Consider the following 15,997-nt stretch of genomic DNA (forward strand, 5'->3'; position numbering starts at 1 on the left):
GCCGGTCGGCCCGGCTACTGCTCCGGGTCCGGGTCGTGGGCGCGGCCGGGCGGCGAGCCGCCGTGGCCCAGGCGGTGCAGCAGCGCGGCCACCTCCTGCCCCGCACCGGGGACACCGCCGTCGGGCACCAGCTCGGCCACCGACCGCAGCGCGTCGGCCAGGGCGCGCTCCTCGTCGTCGAGCAGTCCGCGGTAGGCGGGGTCGAGCAGGTAGCCGGTGGGCGGCGTGGACAGGCAGCCGATCAGGTCCAGCAGCACCTCCAGGCGCCGCGCCGCCTCGGCGGACGGGACGTCGGCGCCGGCCATCGCCACCGTCTCGACGTCCTGCTCCCACAGCCGGGCGCGGGCCACGTCCTCCCGCAGGGCCAGGACGGTGCCACTGCGGTGCGCGCGGTCCGACCCCTGCACCTGCAGGGCGCTGCGCACCTCGTGCGCGATGCGGATGAGGTCGTCGTCGAGCATCGACGTGCCGACGAACAGGACGTGCCGGGTCAGCAGGAGCGAGTGCAGCACCCCGGCCAGTGCGGCCCGGGAGTCCCCGAAGCGGAGGTACTCCTCACGGGTCAGCACGACACTCTCGGGGTGGGCGGCGTCCCCGTGCAGCTTGAGCAGCCACGGCGCCCCCGGCCGGGCCTGCTCGAAGGGCAGCACCCGCAGGCCGCGGCCCACGTCGTTCGCGGCCTGCTCGACCAGCGGGTCGTAGTTGGTCGTCACGAACTCCTGCACCGGGAGGCCGGCGACGAGCGCGTGCGCCAGCGCGTACGGGCCCGGTCCGAAGCGCTCCCTGACGAAGGACGCCAGCGCCTCGCTGCCCAGCTCGCGGGCCAGCAGCGCCGCGGCGTCCTGCGCCGGCAGGCGGACCAGACCGGCGCGCAGGTCCTCGTCCAGGCCGGAGCGGTCGGCCAGCTCGCCGACCAGCTGCTCCCAGGTGGGCAGCCCCGCCGCCGCGCTGACGCCGGCACCGAGGAAGACGGCCAGCTGGCCGCGCCGTGCCCGGTCACCCAGCTGCTCGGCCAGCCGGTGCAGGGAGGCGGGCAGGTCCCACCCGCCGTCACGCGCCCGGCGCACCCGCTGGGCGGCCGCCAGGTCGCTGGGCCGCTTGAGCACCAGGGCGACGTCGATGCCGTGCTCCCGCGCCGCCTCGTGCAGCACCGGCAACAGCTCCTGCAGCAGCGCCCCCCGCCGGCCGGCGGCGCCACCCCAGCCGGTGCCGAGCGCGGGCAGGCCGACCAGCCGCCGCGCCCGGCCGTGCGCGGGGCGGTCCACCTCCCGACGGGCGACGGCGGCCAGCGCCTCGCGCGCGCCGTCGAGCAGCCAGGGCAGGCCGCGGCCCTCGTCGTCGACCGTGTCGACGAGCCAGGCGCGCCGGGGACCGCCGCCGGGCACCTCGAGCACCCGCTCGTCGGCGGCCCAGGACAGCCCGACGCAGGCGCCCTCGTTCCCGGACTCGGTGATCAGCTCACCGGGCACCAGGGGGCACCAGCCCGGCGAGATCCGCAGGCTGCGGCCGGTGGGCACCAGGACGTCGTCGCAGGACAGCCGGGTCAGGTCGGCGCCGACCACGAAGACGTGTCCGCTCATGCACCGCCCCTACCCCGGTGGGGACGGTGCGGACACCGGCGCCCCGGCACCCGGAGGATCAGGAGCCGCAGCCCCCGGCGCCGCAGGCGCAGCCGCCGCAGCCGCCCGCAGCAGGAGCGGGAGCCGGCCGGGCCGCGACCGCACGCAGGTTGACGGCGCTGACCAGCACCGGCACGGCCAGCACCGCCAGCATCAGGGCGGCGACCACGGTGGCGGCGTCGGCCGCCCGGTCCCAGTCCCGGGCGAACCCGGTGACCGCCAGGAGACCGGTGACCAGTACCCCCCACACGAGCAGCGCCTGCCCGCCGCGGCGCGCGACGCCGGTGCGGGAGAGCAGCGCCAGCGCACCGGCGAGCAGGACGACCGGGACGCCGACCAGCAGCACGCGGGCGGCCGCCTCGCCGAGGGCCAGCGCGACGACCAGGGCGAGGGACCCGACGACCACGGCGACCGAGCCGAGGGTGCGCGCACGGCCGCTCAGCTCGCCGTCCAGCCGCGGCGCGCTCCGGAGCAGCGCCCCGCCGCGGACGGCGAGGAAGAGCCCCAGCGCCCCGAGCAGGAGGCGCGCTCCACCGTCGGACCACACGATCGACGCACCGGCGACGGCGATCATCGCCACGCCCAGCGCGAGCCACTGCGGCCACGCCCGTCGGGCGACCTCGCGGGTCGGCTGTGCGGTCAGGACGTCTCCAGCGGTTGCCACGGATCCAGTGTCCCTCACCCGCCGGGGGACGACGGCAGGCACCGCACGGGCAGTCGTGCCACTGTGAGGCGTTGATCATCCGCCCACGACAGGGAGTGCGGACATGGGCGTGCAGGGTTCGGCTGACAACGCGGCGAGAGCCGCCGACAACGACGGCCTGGAGAAGCTGGCCCGCGTCGGCCTGGTCGCCTACGGCGTGATCCACCTGGTCCTGGCGTGGCTGGCGCTCCAGCTGGCATGGGGCGTCGGCGGTGGCAGCGGCGGCGAGTCCGCCGATCAGACCGGAGCGCTGGCCACCCTGGCCGAGTCCCCCGTCGGCAGGCCGCTGCTCTGGGTCGTCGCGGTCGGGCTGGTCGCCCTGGCGGTCTGGCAGGCCCTCGAGGTGCTCCGCTGGCGTTCCGGCTGGTCGGCGTCCGGGGACACCCGCACCAACGCCGTCAAGAGGTCGGCCAAGGCCGTCGCGAAGGCGATCATCTATGCCGCGCTGGCGGTGCTGGCCTTCCGCGTCGCCACCGGCAGCGGCGGGTCGTCCGGGTCGCAGCAGCAGACCGTGGCCGGCGTCTTCGGCTGGCCCGCCGGACGCTGGCTGGTCGCCGCCGCCGGGCTCGTCGTCGTCGGGGCCGGCATCTACCACGTCTACAAGGGCGTGACGAAGCGCTTCCTCAAGGAGATCGACCTGTCCCGGGCCTCGTCGTCGGCGACCCGGCTGGTGACCCGGCTCGGTGAGGTCGGGTACCCCGGCAAGGGGATCGCGCTCGGCGGGGTGGGCGGGCTGCTGGTCTGGGCGGCGGTCACCTTCGACCCGGCCAAGGCCAGCGGGCTGGACGGCGTGCTGCGGACCATCCTGGACGCGCCCTTCGGCCAGATCCTCCTGACGCTGGTCGCCCTCGGCATCGCCGCCTTCGGGGGGTACCTGTTCGTCCGCGCCCGCTACCCCGAGCGCACCTGAGCACCGTCCAGCACGATCGTCCGGTGACGACCGCCCGCGCCCTGCTCGACCGGGTGCACGCCGCCGTCGAGCAGGCGCGCGAGGTGACCGAGCACCCGGTGCTCACCCACCTGGCCCGGGTCGGCCTCATCGCCTACGGCGCCGTGCACCTGCTCATCGCGTTCCTGGCCGCGCGCATGGCGCTGGGGCTGCAGGGTGCCGACGCCGACCAGACCGGTGCGCTGCAGACCGTGGGCGCCGGTCCGGGCGGACGTGCCCTGCTGTGGGCGATCGGCCTGGGACTGCTCTGCCTCGGTCTCTGGCAGGCCGGCGAGGTCCTGCTCTGGTGGCGCGGGCTGCTCGATCCGGCGCACCGCCGGCGCACCGCGCTGGTCTGCGCCAAGTGCCTGGCCAAGGGCGGGGTCTACGCGTTCCTCGGCGCGACGGCGCTGCTGTTCGCCCTCGGGCTGGAGTACGAGGCCGACGAGCGGCTGCCCGCGCTCACCGACGACGCGCTGCGGATCCCCGGTGGCACGGCGGCGGTCTGCCTGGTCGCCGCCGGGGTGGTCGCGGTCGGCCTGTACACGCTGGTCCGCGGCGTCACCGGCGGCTTCATGCGGGACGTCGACCTGCCCGCCGCGCCCGACCGCTGGGAGCCGGTCATCGAGGGCATCGGCCGGATCGGCTACGTCGCGAAGGGCATCGCGTTCGGGCTGGTCGGCGTCCTGCTGTGGCGCGCGGCGACCTCCGCCGACGTCACCGACGCCACGGGGCTGGACGGGGCCATGACGGCGATCGCCCGGGTGGACGCCGGACCGTGGCTGCTGGCCGGCATCGCGCTCGGGTTCGCCGCGTTCGGCGTCTACGCCCTGGCCCGTGCCCGCTACCCCGACCGGGACCCGTCGTCGTGAGCGGGGCGGTGGACGCGAGCCCGCGCGGCGGCTGGTTCAGCAGCGTCCGCCGCATCGTCGGAGGCGCGCTCTGGCCGCTGCCGGCGCTGGCCGTCCTGGGCTCCGTCGGCCTGGCCTTCCTGCTGCCGGAGGTGGACACCTGGCTCCAGGAGGGCGAGGACAACGAGCCGCTGGCCTACGTGTTCGGCGGGGGCCCGTCGGCGGCACGCACCGTGCTGTCGGCGATCGCCTCGTCGCTGATCTCGGTCACCACCCTGCTGTTCTCGCTCACGATCGTCACGCTGCAGCTGGCCAGCAGCCAGTACTCGCCGCGGCTCCTGCAGACGTTCGTGCGCGACCGCGTGGTGCAGACCTGCCTGGGCATCCTGCTCGGCACGTTCGTCTTCGCGCTGGTGGTGCTGCGCACGGTGCGCTCGGCCGACGAGGCCGGCCTGGGGGCGTTCGTCCCGCGGCTCTCGGTGACCGTGGCCCTGGTCCTGACCCTGGCCTCGGTGGGCGCGCTGGTCGCCTTCCTCAGCCACCAGAGCCGCCAGCTCCGGGTCGAGACGATGCTCCGGGACGTCCACGTGGAGGGCGCCGCGACGCTGCGCCGGCTCGCCGGGGACCAGGCCGACGACGACATGCCCGACGTCGACCTGCCGCCGGTCCCCGCACACGCCCGGCCCCTCCTCGCCCGGCACAGCGGGTTCCTCGTGCAGGTCATGGAGGGCCCGCTGCTGGCCGCGGCGACCGAGTCGCGCGCGGTGGTGCGGCTGATCCCCCGCCCGGGCGAGTCGGTGCTCGCCGGCATCCCGGTGGCCTGGACCTGGAGCGTCGGGACGAGCTCGGAGCCGCCGATCGAGGAGCTCGAGGCGGCCGTCGACGAGCAGCTGGTCCTCAGCTACGAGCGGGCCTACTCCGGCGACCCCAGCTACGGGCTCCGCAAGCTGGTCGACATCGCCGCCCGGGCCCTCTCCCCCGGCATCAACGACCCGACGACCGCCGTCCACGCGCTCTCGCACGTCTCCGACCTGCTCGGCCTGGCCGCCTGCCGCACCACGTGGCACCGCCGGCTCGCCGACGAGGACGGCACGCACCGGCTGCTGGTGCCGTCCTGGGACTACCCGGCCCTGCTGTCGCTGGCCCTCACCCAGCCGCGGTCCTACGGCGGGACCGATCCGGCCGTGGCCGACCGGGTGTTCGGCGTGCTGACCGAAGCGGCGTGGCACGTCCGGACACCGGTGCAGCAGGAAGCGGTCCGCCGGGAGAAGGACCAGCTCGTCGCCCAGTACGACGACGAGCTGCCCGTCGGCTGGACCGCCGAGGACGTACGGCGACGGGCCGGGGCCGTCGACTCCGCTCTCGCGGGTGACTGGCCCCGGCCCTGACGCCCCGGTCCGCGGACCCTCAGGTCCGCGGGCCGCCGGCGGCGTAGATGACCTGGCCGGAGACGAAGCCGGCGCCCTCGCTGACGAAGAACGAGACGGTGTGCGCGATGTCCTCGGGCTGCCCGGCCCGTGCGACCGGGATCGCCGCGGCGCGCTTGGCCACGTAGGGCTCCCACTCCTCGCCGATCCGCTCGGCGGTCGCCTTCGTCATGTCGGTGACGATGAACCCCGGCGCGATGGCGTTGGCCGTGACGCCGAACTTGCCCAGCTCGATGGCCAGGGTCTTGGTGAAGCCCTGGAGGCCGGCCTTGGCGGTGGCGTAGTTCGCCTGGCCGCGGTTGCCCAGCGCGGAGACGCTCGACAGGTTGACGATGCGGCCCCACTTGGCCTCGATCATGTGCTTCTGGGCGGCGCGGGTCATGAGGAAGGAGCCGCGCAGGTGCACGTGCATGACGACGTCCCAGTCGGCGTCGCTCATCTTGAACAGCAGGTTGTCGCGGGTGACGCCGGCGTTGTTGACCAGCACGACCGGCGGGCCGAGCTCCGTGGCGATCCGCTCGACGGCGGCCTCCACCTGCTCGGCGTCCCCGACGTCGGCGGCCACGGCCAGGGCCTTCCCGCCGGCGGACTCGATCGCGGCGACCGTGTCGGCGCAGTCCTCGGCCTTGAGGTCCAGCACGGCGACGGCGAAGCCGTCCTGTGCCAGCCGCAGTGCGGTGGCCGCCCCGATGCCTCGTGCGGCGCCGGTGACGATCGCGACCTTGCTCATTCCGTGCTCCCGTTCGTCGTCGTGGTGGGGGTTCGGGTAGCTCAGGCGACCCGCTCGAACACCGCGGCCAGGCCCTGCCCGCCGCCGATGCACATCGTCTCCAGGCCGTAGCGCGCCTGGCGGCGGTCCATCTCGCGCAGCAGGGTGGCCAGGATCCGCCCACCGGTCGCGCCCACCGGGTGACCCAGGGAGATGCCGGAACCGTTGACGTTGGTCCGCTCCCAGTCCGCGTCCGTGAACTTCCACTCGCGGGCGACGGCGAGCACCTGGCTGGCGAAGGCCTCGTTGAGCTCGATCAGGTCGATCTCGGCCAGGTCGAGACCGGCGATCGCGAGCGCCTTGGCCGTCGCCGGCACGGGGCCGATGCCCATGGTCCGCGGCGGGACGCCGGCGACGCTCCAGGAGACCAGCCGGGCCAGCGGCCGCAGACCGAGCTCGGCGGCCTTCTCGGGGGTGGTCACGATGCAGACGGCGGCGCCGTCGTTCTGCCCGCTGGCGTTGCCGGCGGTGACCGTGGCCTCGGCGTCGTCCCGGCCCATGATCGGGCGCAGCCGGGCGAGGGTCTCGATGTTCGAGTCGGGCCGGATGTGCTCGTCGCGGTCGACGACGGTCTCGCTCTTCCGGCCCTTGACGGTGACCGGCACGATCTCGTCGGCGAAGCGGCCGGCCTCGGTGGCGGCGGCCGCGCGCTGGTGGCTGCGGACGGCGTACTCGTCCTGCTCCTCGCGCCCGATCTCGTACTCGCGCCGGAGGTTCTCCGCGGTCTCCAGCATGCCGCCGGGCACCGGGTGGTTGGTACCGCCCGCGGTGACCCGGCCGCGCACCAGGCCGTCCTCGAGCAGGACGCCGGTACCGGCCTTGACGCCCCAGCGCATGGCGGTCGAGTAGAACGGCGCGTTGCTCATCGACTCCGCGCCACCGGCCAGGACGAGGTCGGAGGCGCCCGACTGCACCTGCATCGCGGCGTTGACCACGGCCTGCAGCCCGGAGCCGCAGCGGCGGTCGATCTGCAGCCCGGAGGCGGTGACGGGCAGGCCCGCGTTCAGCGCGGCGACGCGGCCGATCGCGGGCGCGTCCATGGTCGGGTAGCAGTGGCCCAGCAGGACGTCCTCGACGGACTCGGGCGGGATGCCGGTGCGCTCGAGCAGCGCCCGGATGACCGTCGCGGCGAGCTCCTGCACCGGCACGTCGCGCAACGAGCCGCCGAAGCCTCCGACCGGGGTCCGCAAGGGCTCGCAGATGACCGCATCTCGCACGGGTGTCCTCCTGGGGTAGGTCCGCGTCCACGGCCCCTGGAGCGGCCGGCGCACGTCGTAGGAAGTGTGCCCGGCGGCACAGCGGGGCGTGCACGCACCCTCCCACGCGGGGAGGACGGCGGCTCGTCGGCCGCGGCGGGGCTACGGGCGGGCAGCCCGGGGTGCGGGCGTCAGTCGACGGTCAGGCGACGCCCTGGTCGGCGGACGAGGACTCGACCTCTTCAGCGCCCAGGAGCTGCCACAGCCCGGTGATCTGCAGCGGCCGGACGACGGCGCGGGAGGAGGCCAGCACGCGCATCGCGACCTGCTTCTCGCCGGCCCGGCGGTGCGCCGTGGCCAGGACGCACAGGCCGGCGGAGTCGAGGAAGGTGACGCCGCAGAGGTCGACGACCAGCTCGTCCAGGGACTCCTCGAGCACCCCGGCGAGGTGGCTCTCCAGCACGGGCGCGGACGAGGAGTCGACCTCACCGGCGGTGATGATCCGCACGGTGCGGCCCTGGGCGACGACGTCGACACGCACGAGATCGGTGACCGGCGGTTCGGCGAAGGATGCGGCCACGGTTGCGCCTCTCGGGCGGGTGGAACCGGAACCCCGCGACGCCGGTGCGGCGTGCCCCACCGGGGGGCGCGCAACGGATCCGCAGCACGGGGAACGGCTGACTGTTGAACCGCTGGGCCCACGGTACGGACCCCGCACGACACTGACAAGGCCCCGGCCCCGGTGCCCGACGGCGGCGCGGATACTGGGCGCGTGCCGACGAAGCCCCGACACGGACGCCTGCTCGGCGCGGTCCTCGGCGCCGTCATCACCGTCGCCCTGGCGGTCGCGGCGTTCGTCCTCCTCGACGTGATCGTCGCCACCGCCGTGGCCGTCGTGCTCGTCACCGCGTTGGGCGCAGCAGTCGCGGCCAGCGGGTGGGACGAGCACTCCACCTACGAGGAGCGGGAGCAGGCACGAGCCCTCCGGCGCAAGGAGAAGTGGGACCGGAACGCGGCCGCCCGGGAGCGGGACCGGCAGAAGTGGGAGGCCCACCAGGCCCGGCAGGCCGCTCGCCGGGCCGGCAGCACGGACGACGGCCGGTAAATCGCTCGACGGCCGACCGACCGCTTCGTAGGTTCCCGGCCATGCGGCACTCCGTGCGCCTGCGCACCTCCTGAGATCCGGGCCTCCGCGCCCTCTCCGAGCCCTCGTGCTCCTCGCCGGTCCCGGCTCCGCCCGGCCGGCCGCGGTGATCCGTCACCGCCTCCTCCGCACCCTCCGTCCGCCGGGCCCTGTGCTGCCCGGGGACATCCGCACCGCCTCGCCTGGAGGTACCCGTGTCACGTCCTGGTCCCCTGTCCACCGGCCCCGCGGCCGACGCCCGCGCCGGCCTGCCCGAGTCCGACACCGCGGCCTTCGACCGTCTCGCCTCCGCCGTGCTGGCGTCGGCGTCGGCCCCGCTCGGGCCGCTGCTGCGCGCCCAGCTCCCCGGCACCGCCGGCGTGCAGTGGCTGCGGCACGAGGGCCTGCCGCCGACCACCCGGCCGACGGCGCTCACCGCCGCGCAGTGGCGCTCGCTGTTCGACTGCTGGACCCGCACGTCGCGGGCACCCGGTCCGGGCGCCCCGCGATCGGGGCGCGGCGGTCGACCGTCGACGCACGGCCACGCTCCCGGGGCCACCGCGATCCCCCGCTGGGGCCAGTAGGGAGGCGTCAGCCGATCGCGTCCTCGGCCGACAGGTCGAGGACGCGATCGGGGTGGGCGAACACCTCCGCCAGCGCCTGGCGCAGCTCCCACCGTCCCGCCCGCCAGGCCAGCGCGCGCCCGAGCGCTCCGGGGCTGCCGTCGACCAGGTCCGGCTCCCCCGGCCACCACGGCACCGGCCGGTCGCCGACAGCGAGCCGCGCGTCCACCGCGACCTCGCCGGGCAGCTCGTCCAGCCCCAGCCGGGCGGCCGCCAGGTCGGCCCCGGGCAGCTCCGCCCAGCGCCGGGCGGGGCCCGGGGACCCGGGAACGGTCCCGGGAACCACCTCGGACGCCAGCGGGAGGTCCAGCAGATCAGCCACCGGCCCCGGGAGCCCCCCGGCCGGGACGACGTCGGTTCGCACCAGTGGCTGCAACCACGGCGCGTCGAGGACGACCGCATCCGTGGCCACCCGGTCGGGCGCCACCCGCACCCGGGCCGGCGGCGCCACGTCGACGCCGTCGAGCGCGCGGGCCAGCTGCGCGTACACCGTCCGGAGCACGCTCCAGCGGACCCTGCGTGCGTGGTCGCCGAGCCGGTGGAGGAGATCGACGGCGCCGTCGACGTCGGCCAGCACGTCCTCGACCGTGGCCGGGAGGCGGAGCAGCGCGAGCAGGTCCGGAGCGACCTCCGCCGATTCGTACAGTCCCTGTAACGGCCCTGGTCCCGGCCGCCGCACGCGGTCGGGGCGCCGGCCGTCGAGGACCGGGTGGGTGGACATCCACCAGCGCAGGTAGCCCGGCACCGCCGCCCCGCCCAGCTGCACGTCTGCCCACGCCGGCGCGGGCAGCCGGGCCAGCAGCCCGAGCGCGGCCGGCCAGTCGGCCACCAGTTCCAGGTCGCGCACGACCGTCAGCGGCGGCCACTCCGGCGGCGGGGCATCCGCCGGCAGCCGGTCGAGGACCGCGTCGATCCAGTCGTCGACGCCGTCGGGGTCCAGGTCGTCGGGGTGGTCGGCGACGACGAGCGCGAACGTGTCCAGGACACCGACCCGGCGCAGCGCCCCGGCATCGGCCGTCGCGGCGACGGCCGGGTCCAGCACGCCGAGCGCGCCCGGCTCCAGCACGCCGGCCAGCGGCGAGCCCGGGAGCACCAGCTCGCCCGCGGGTGCCCAGCCGCCGTCGGCGTCGGGCAGGGCGAGCTCGGCCAGCCAGGTCGCCCCATCGGCCGCCGGTCCCGCCGCGGCGACCAGGGCGAGGACGGCGGTGGCCAGTTCGTCCGGGTCCGGGCCTCCCGGGACGGCGTCCTCGACCGCGTCCAGCGACTGCTCGACGACCGCCCGCACGGCCGGGTCGGCCAGCACCGCGGCCGGGGTGGCGGGGCGCGCACCCAGCCGTTCCAGCAGCCGCCGGGCGGCGGGGTCCGCGACCGCGCCGGAGTCGGCCAGCCGCAGCCCGAGCGGGCCGAGCCGGGCGGCGGGCAGGTCCTCCTCGGGCAGCAGCACGCCCGCCGGCCCGTGCGCGGTCCGGCCGTCGGCCAGCGGCACCGGCAACGCACCGAGCTCCTCGCGGTCGGCGCCGTCCAGCGCGGCGTAGAGCCGGGCCCACCAGGCCGGCGGCCGGTCGACCCCGCGCACCGCCTCGACCGCCTCGGCGATGCCGATCCGCCGCACGCCCAGGGCGGCCAGCGCCGGTCCGTCGGTGCGGCGCGACCAGCCCGCCGGGAGGAGCCCGGGGAGGACGCCGGTCAGCGCGGCGACCAGCCCGTCGGGAGCGTCGGCGAGCACCACCGCCCGCGCCGGCGCCACCCGGCGGTGCTCCCCCGCCTCGGGCAGCCACGCGGTGTCCCGCAGCCGGTCGAGCACCGTGCCGCACAGGGCGGCGTCCAGGTCCGCGCCGGCCAGCCGCGGGCGGGGGACGCACGCGAGCAACGCGGGGCCGGCCGGCAGCCGGGCCAGGAACTCCGCGTACGCGCCGGCGGCGGTGGACACCAGGGCGTCGGTGACCGGGCCGGGGAGCACGTGCCGCCGGTCGGGGCCGAGCGGGAAGGGCGCGATCAGCCGCACCGGCAGGCTGAGCGGCTCGTCGCTCGGCGTCGGCGCGTGCACCACCTGGCGTTCCGGCAGGGGCCGCGGGACGCCGTCGTCGTCGACCGGCACGGCCCAGGTGACGGTCCAGCCCGACCGGCTCCGCTCCTCCACCGGCCGGGCGGCGAGCAGCTCCGCGGACAGCTCCCCCGCCCGGGTCGCGACCGCCCAGCGGGTGACGACGTCGCCGTCGGCGACCCGGACCAGCGGCGGAGCGCCGTCCCGGGCCAGCACCCGGCGGCTCCCGTCGAGGACGACCTCGATCGTGGCCAGCGCCGGCAGGCCCAGCAGCAGCTCGGCGTCCAGCAGCGACAGCGCCGCGGCGACGTCGTCGCGCAGGCCCGGGCGCAGCGGCAGCAGCACCTCGGTGGCGAAGCCCTCGGACGGGGCGCCGGCGGCGGGCTCGGGGAGGCGGAGCACGGGGACGGCGCCGTCGCGGGCGGCCAGCTCGGCGGCCAGGTCCGGCACCGCCGCGACGGCGGCCCGGGTGCGCGCGGCGCTGAACCGCACCCCACCGGTCGTCGAGAGGACGGCCGGCTCGTCGGTCACCGTCAGCACCGCGGCGAAGCCCACGCCGAACCGGCCCACGCCGCCCGGGTCGTCCCGCTTGGCGGAGGCACGCAGCGTGGCCAGACCTTCCACGCCCGCGGCATCCAGGGGCGCGCCGGTGTTCGCCGCCCGCAGGACCGGGTTCCCGGTGCCGGAGAGCTCCAGCCGCAGCCGGCCCGGCTCGCCCGCCCGCCGTGCCGCGTCCGCGGCGTTCTGCGCCAGCTCCACCAGCAGCCGGTCGCGGTAGCCCCCGCGGACCAGATCCTCCTCGGCGTTCGCGTCCTCGCGGAAGCGTGCGGGCGAGTCGGTCCACGCGGCGAGCACGCGACGGCGCAGCTCCCCGGTGCCGAACGGGTCGGCAACGAGCGGGCTCCCCATGGGTTGCGACCCTAGAGTTCCGTCCACCCCCTCCGGGTGACTCGTGGGTTGACGCCTCCGGGGATCGGGCACGGGGTCCCCGACGGGCGACCTCCGGTCGCGGCAGGCTCGGAAGGCGGTGACGGTGGGGCTCTGGGAGATCGCGCGCCTGCCGTCCGGATTCACCGAGCTGTGGTGCCAGGACCTCGGCTCCCTCGCGGAGCTGGCCGCGCTGCGCGCGCGGTTGCGCGCCACCATGACCGGGAGCCCCACCGTCGAGCGCCCCGCCGAGGAGCACTGGTCCGAGCGGCTCGTCCTCATCGCCGACGAACTGGCCTCGAACGCCCTCCGGCACGGCGGTGGTCCAGTGGCCGCCGCGCTCAGCCGGGCCGGCGACGAGTGGCTGGTCGCCGTGAGCGACTCCGCGCCCGGCGTCCCGCCGACCCCCGCCCAGGGCCGCGACCCGGGCAAGGGTGGCTTCGGCCTCTACCTCGTGGCCGACCTCTCGGTACGGCACGGCTGGACCACCGTCGGGCGGGGCCAGAAGACCGCGTGGGCCGTCGTCGCGGCGGTCTGACCGCTCCCCTGCTCCCCAGGGAAACCCGCCGGTAACCTGCGTCGCATGTCGCTCGCCGAAGAGATGGACACGGTCACGGGCGCTGCCGCCGGCGGCGTCGATCGGCACGCCACCTCCCGCACGTTCGAGTCCACGGCCCCCGCCACTGGCGCGATCGTCGGCGTCTTCCCCGTCCACGACGCGGACGCCGTGGGCGAGACGGTGTCGCGGGCTTCCGCCGCGGCCGAGGTCTGGGCCGGCCTCGGGTTCGACGGACGCCGGCAGCGGCTGAACGCCTACCGCGGCTACCTTGCCCGCCGGCTGCACGAGCTGGCCGACCTCGTGCACCGGGAGAACGGCAAGCCGCACGGCGACGCGATCCTGGAGATCAGCCTGGCCATCGACCACCTGGCCTGGGCCGCCGGTCACGCCCGCAAGGCCCTCGGCCCCCGGCGGGTGCGCTCGGGCATGCTCGCGGCCAACCACGCCGCCTACCTCGAGTACCAGCCGCTGGGCGTCGTCGGCGTCATCGGCCCGTGGAACTACCCGGTGTTCACGCCGATGGGCTCGATCGCCTACGCCCTGGCCGCCGGCAACGCCGTCGTCTTCAAGCCCTCGGAGCACACCCCGGCCGTCGGTGCCTGGCTGGCCGCCGCCTGGCGGGCCGCCGTCCCCGACGCCGCGGACGCCTTCCAGGTCGTCACCGGCTTCGGCGACACCGGCGCCGCGCTGTGCCGCGCGGGCGTCGGCAAGATCGCCTTCACCGGCTCGGCCCCCACCGGCAAGAAGGTGATGGCCACCTGCGCCGAGACGCTCACCCCGGTGCTCATGGAGCTCGGCGGCAAGGACGCCATGATCGTCGACGACGACGCCGACGTGGTTGCCGCGGCCGACGCCGCCGTGTGGGGCGCGATGAGCAACGGCGGGCAGACCTGCATCGGCGTCGAGCGGGTCTACGCCACCGACGCGGTCTACGACCGGTTCGTCGCCGAGGTGACCGCCCAGGTGCGGGAGCTGCGGCCCGGTTCCGACGACGAGGCCACCTACGGCCCGATGACCATGCCGTCGCAGATCGACGTCGTGCGCCGGCACGTGCAGGAGGCCGCGAAGGACGGCGCCCGGGTGATCACCGGCGGCACCGACGCCGACGCCTTCCCCGGTGAGGGCTATGTGGCGCCCACCGTGCTGCTCGACGTCCCCGAGGAGTCCGCCGCCATCCGCGAGGAGACGTTCGGGCCGACGCTCACCATCACCCGGGTCCGCGACGCCGAGGAGGCCCTGGCCCGCGCCAACGACACCAGCTACGGCCTGGCCGGCTCGATCTTCTCGGGCTCGAAGACCAGGGCGATGGACCTCGCACGCCGGATGCGCAGCGGCATGACGTCGATCAACTCGGTGCTGACCTTCGCCTCGGTGCCGGCCCTGCCCTTCGGCGGGGTGGGCGACTCCGGCTTCGGCCGCATCCACGGCGAGGACGGGCTCAAGGAGTTCACCCGCGCCAAGGCGATCACCCGGCAGCGGTTCGCCCTCCCGACGAACCCCATGAGCTTCCGCCGGCCGGCGAACACCGCCGACCAGCTCGCCCGCGTGATCGGCATGCTGCACGGCCGGCACCGGTGAGCAGCGGGCGGGCCGGGCGGGTGGACGGGACCGCCGAGTACGACGTCGTCGTGGTCGGGGCCGGCTCGGCCGGGGCGGCGCTGGCGGGACGGCTGAGCGAGGACCCGTCGCTGCGGGTGTTGCTGCTGGAGGCCGGCGGCTCGGACAAGGTGCTCGAGGTGCAGATCCCCGCCGCGCTCTACAAGGTGTGGCGCACCCGGCGGGACTGGAACTACACGACCGAGGCGCAGCCCGGTCTCGACGGCCGCAAGCTGTTCTGGCCGCGCGGCAAGGTGCTCGGCGGGTCGTCGTCGATCAACGCGATGATCTACATCCGCGGTGCCCGCGCCGACTACGACGAGTGGGCGTCGCTGACGGGTGACGACTCCTGGTCCTACGAGCACGTGCTGCCGCTGTTCCGGCGCATGGAGGACAACGCCCGCGGCGCCGACGAGTGGCACGGGGTGGGCGGCCCGCTGCGGGTGGAGGACCTGCGCTCGCCGCACGCCTGGACGAAGGCCGTGGTCGAGTCGGCCGTGGCGGCCGGCTATCCGCGCAACGACGACTTCAACGGCGCCGCGCAGGAGGGCGTCGGGCAGTACCAGGTCACGCAGAAGCGGGGACGGCGCTGGTCGTCCGCCGACGCCTACCTGCACCCGGCGATGGACCGGCCCAACCTGACCGTGCTCACCGGCGCACTGACCACGCGGGTACTGGTCTCCGGTGGGCGCGCTACCGGCGTGGAGTACCGGTGGAACGGCTCGCTGCACACCGCCCGGGCCGCCGCCGAGGTCGTGCTGTCGGGCGGAGCGGTCAACTCCCCGCAACTGCTCATGCTGTCGGGCATCGGCCCGGCCGACCACCTGCGCGAGGTCGGCGTCGACGTCGTCCACGACCTGCCCGGTGTGGGCGCCGGACTGCAGGACCACCCGCTGGTGCCGGTGGTCTGGAACGTGCGCTCGGGCGAGTCGCTGTTCCGGGCGGAGTCGCCGTCGGGCTACGCGAAGTGGTTCGGCGCGCGCCGCGGGCCGCTGACGTCGAACCTGGCCGAGGCGGGGCTGTTCACCCGGTCGCGGGCGGACCTGGCCGAGCCCGACCTGCAGATGCACTTCCTGCCGGTGAAGTTCTGGAAGCAGGCCGAGGTCGACCCCGACGTCGACGCGTTCACCGCCGCGATCGTGCTGGTGGACGTCCACTCGCGAGGTTCGGTGCGGCTGCGCTCGGCCGACCCGACGTGGGCGCCGTCGATCGATGCCGGCTACCTGACCGATGAGCGCGACCTGGACGCGCTGGTGTGCGGGGTGGAGAAGGCCCGCGAGATCGCGTCGGTCGGGCCGCTGGCGTCGGTGCTGGCCGACGAGTGGTCGCCGGGCGCTGCTGTGACCGGTCGCGAGGCGCTGCGCGCGAAGGTTCGGGAGACGCTCGAGTCGCTGTACCACCCGGTGTCGTCGTGCCGGATGGGCACCGACGAGATGGCCGTCGTCGACCCGCAGCTGCGGGTGCACGGCATCGAGGGCCTGCGGGTGGTCGACGCCTCGGTCATGCCGACGCTGGTGCGCGGCAACACCAACGCGCCGACGATCATGATCGCCGAGCGCGCCGCCGACCTGATCCGCGGCCGCACCGTCGACCCGGAACTCGCCGCCGTCCGGTAGGCGGAGGGGCCAGGCA

Annotated in this window: 14 protein-coding genes; 8 read left to right on the forward strand and 6 right to left on the reverse strand. The window is 75.9% G+C overall.

What is annotated here, in order from left to right; genetic code table 11:
• Window positions 1-14: 14 nt before the first annotated feature.
• On the reverse strand, window positions 15-1,580 hold the full coding sequence (locus tag ACI793_RS08985; protein ID WP_456606032.1) for an SIR2 family protein: 1,566 nt from the start codon (window positions 1,578-1,580) through the stop codon (window positions 15-17).
• A 58-nt stretch (window positions 1,581-1,638) separates the two neighbouring features.
• Window positions 1,639-2,283, reverse strand: a complete 645-nt coding sequence (locus ACI793_RS08990) for a hypothetical protein (RefSeq protein WP_456606033.1) — start codon at window positions 2,281-2,283, stop codon at window positions 1,639-1,641.
• A 103-nt stretch (window positions 2,284-2,386) separates the two neighbouring features.
• Between ACI793_RS08990 and ACI793_RS08995 the strand changes: the two genes are divergently transcribed.
• From ACI793_RS08995 to ACI793_RS09005, 3 genes are read left to right on the forward strand one after another with little or no spacing between them, the layout of a single operon-like run.
• Window positions 2,387-3,232: a DUF1206 domain-containing protein gene (locus ACI793_RS08995; protein ID WP_456606034.1), complete on the forward strand. Its 846-nt coding sequence runs from the start codon at window positions 2,387-2,389 to the stop codon at window positions 3,230-3,232.
• A 23-nt stretch (window positions 3,233-3,255) separates the two neighbouring features.
• Window positions 3,256-4,122 (forward strand): DUF1206 domain-containing protein, encoded by an 867-nt coding sequence (locus ACI793_RS09000; RefSeq protein WP_456606035.1) that lies wholly within the window; start codon window positions 3,256-3,258, stop codon window positions 4,120-4,122.
• Window positions 4,119-5,489 (forward strand): DUF2254 domain-containing protein, encoded by a 1,371-nt coding sequence (locus ACI793_RS09005; RefSeq protein ID WP_456606036.1) that lies wholly within the window; start codon window positions 4,119-4,121, stop codon window positions 5,487-5,489. The genes ACI793_RS09000 and ACI793_RS09005 overlap by 4 nt, the downstream gene beginning before the upstream one ends.
• A 19-nt stretch (window positions 5,490-5,508) precedes the next feature.
• On the opposite strand, the gene fabG is transcribed toward ACI793_RS09005, so the two are convergent.
• From fabG to ACI793_RS09020, 3 genes are all read right to left on the reverse strand, one after another.
• Window positions 5,509-6,258 carry a 3-oxoacyl-ACP reductase FabG gene (gene fabG, locus ACI793_RS09010; RefSeq protein WP_456606037.1) on the reverse strand — a complete coding sequence of 250 codons (750 nt, stop codon included), beginning with the start codon at window positions 6,256-6,258 and terminating at the stop codon, window positions 5,509-5,511.
• Window positions 6,259-6,299: 41 nt separating this feature from the next.
• Window positions 6,300-7,514 carry an acetyl-CoA C-acetyltransferase gene (locus ACI793_RS09015; RefSeq protein ID WP_456606038.1) on the reverse strand — a complete coding sequence of 405 codons (1,215 nt, stop codon included), beginning with the start codon at window positions 7,512-7,514 and terminating at the stop codon, window positions 6,300-6,302.
• Between the two features lie 181 nt (window positions 7,515-7,695).
• Complete coding sequence (locus ACI793_RS09020; protein WP_456606039.1) at window positions 7,696-8,073, reverse strand: STAS domain-containing protein; 378 nt, start codon at window positions 8,071-8,073, stop codon at window positions 7,696-7,698.
• Between the two features lie 192 nt (window positions 8,074-8,265).
• Here ACI793_RS09020 and ACI793_RS09025 point away from each other — a divergent pair, with 192 nt between their 5' ends.
• Together ACI793_RS09025 and ACI793_RS09030 are read left to right on the forward strand one after the other, a co-directional pair.
• Window positions 8,266-8,598: a hypothetical protein gene (locus ACI793_RS09025; RefSeq protein WP_456606040.1), complete on the forward strand. Its 333-nt coding sequence runs from the start codon at window positions 8,266-8,268 to the stop codon at window positions 8,596-8,598.
• A 233-nt stretch (window positions 8,599-8,831) separates the two neighbouring features.
• Window positions 8,832-9,200 carry a hypothetical protein gene (locus ACI793_RS09030; RefSeq protein ID WP_456606041.1) on the forward strand — a complete coding sequence of 123 codons (369 nt, stop codon included), beginning with the start codon at window positions 8,832-8,834 and terminating at the stop codon, window positions 9,198-9,200.
• 7 nt (window positions 9,201-9,207) lie between these two features.
• On the opposite strand, the gene ACI793_RS09035 is transcribed toward ACI793_RS09030, so the two are convergent.
• Window positions 9,208-12,192 (reverse strand): sacsin N-terminal ATP-binding-like domain-containing protein, encoded by a 2,985-nt coding sequence (locus ACI793_RS09035; protein ID WP_456606042.1) that lies wholly within the window; start codon window positions 12,190-12,192, stop codon window positions 9,208-9,210.
• Window positions 12,193-12,310: 118 nt separating this feature from the next.
• Between ACI793_RS09035 and ACI793_RS09040 the strand changes: the two genes are divergently transcribed.
• From ACI793_RS09040 to ACI793_RS09050, 3 genes are read left to right on the forward strand one after another with little or no spacing between them, the layout of a single operon-like run.
• A complete protein-coding gene (locus tag ACI793_RS09040; RefSeq protein WP_456606043.1) occupies window positions 12,311-12,748 on the forward strand; it encodes an ATP-binding protein in 438 nt (145 codons plus the stop codon).
• 45 nt (window positions 12,749-12,793) lie between these two features.
• Window positions 12,794-14,347, forward strand: a complete 1,554-nt coding sequence (locus ACI793_RS09045) for an aldehyde dehydrogenase family protein (RefSeq protein ID WP_456606044.1) — start codon at window positions 12,794-12,796, stop codon at window positions 14,345-14,347.
• Complete coding sequence (locus ACI793_RS09050; protein WP_456606045.1) at window positions 14,344-15,981, forward strand: GMC family oxidoreductase; 1,638 nt, start codon at window positions 14,344-14,346, stop codon at window positions 15,979-15,981. The genes ACI793_RS09045 and ACI793_RS09050 overlap by 4 nt, the downstream gene beginning before the upstream one ends.
• Window positions 15,982-15,997: the final 16 nt, after the last annotated feature.

It is taken from the genome of Blastococcus sp. SYSU DS0617, assembly GCF_054051075.1.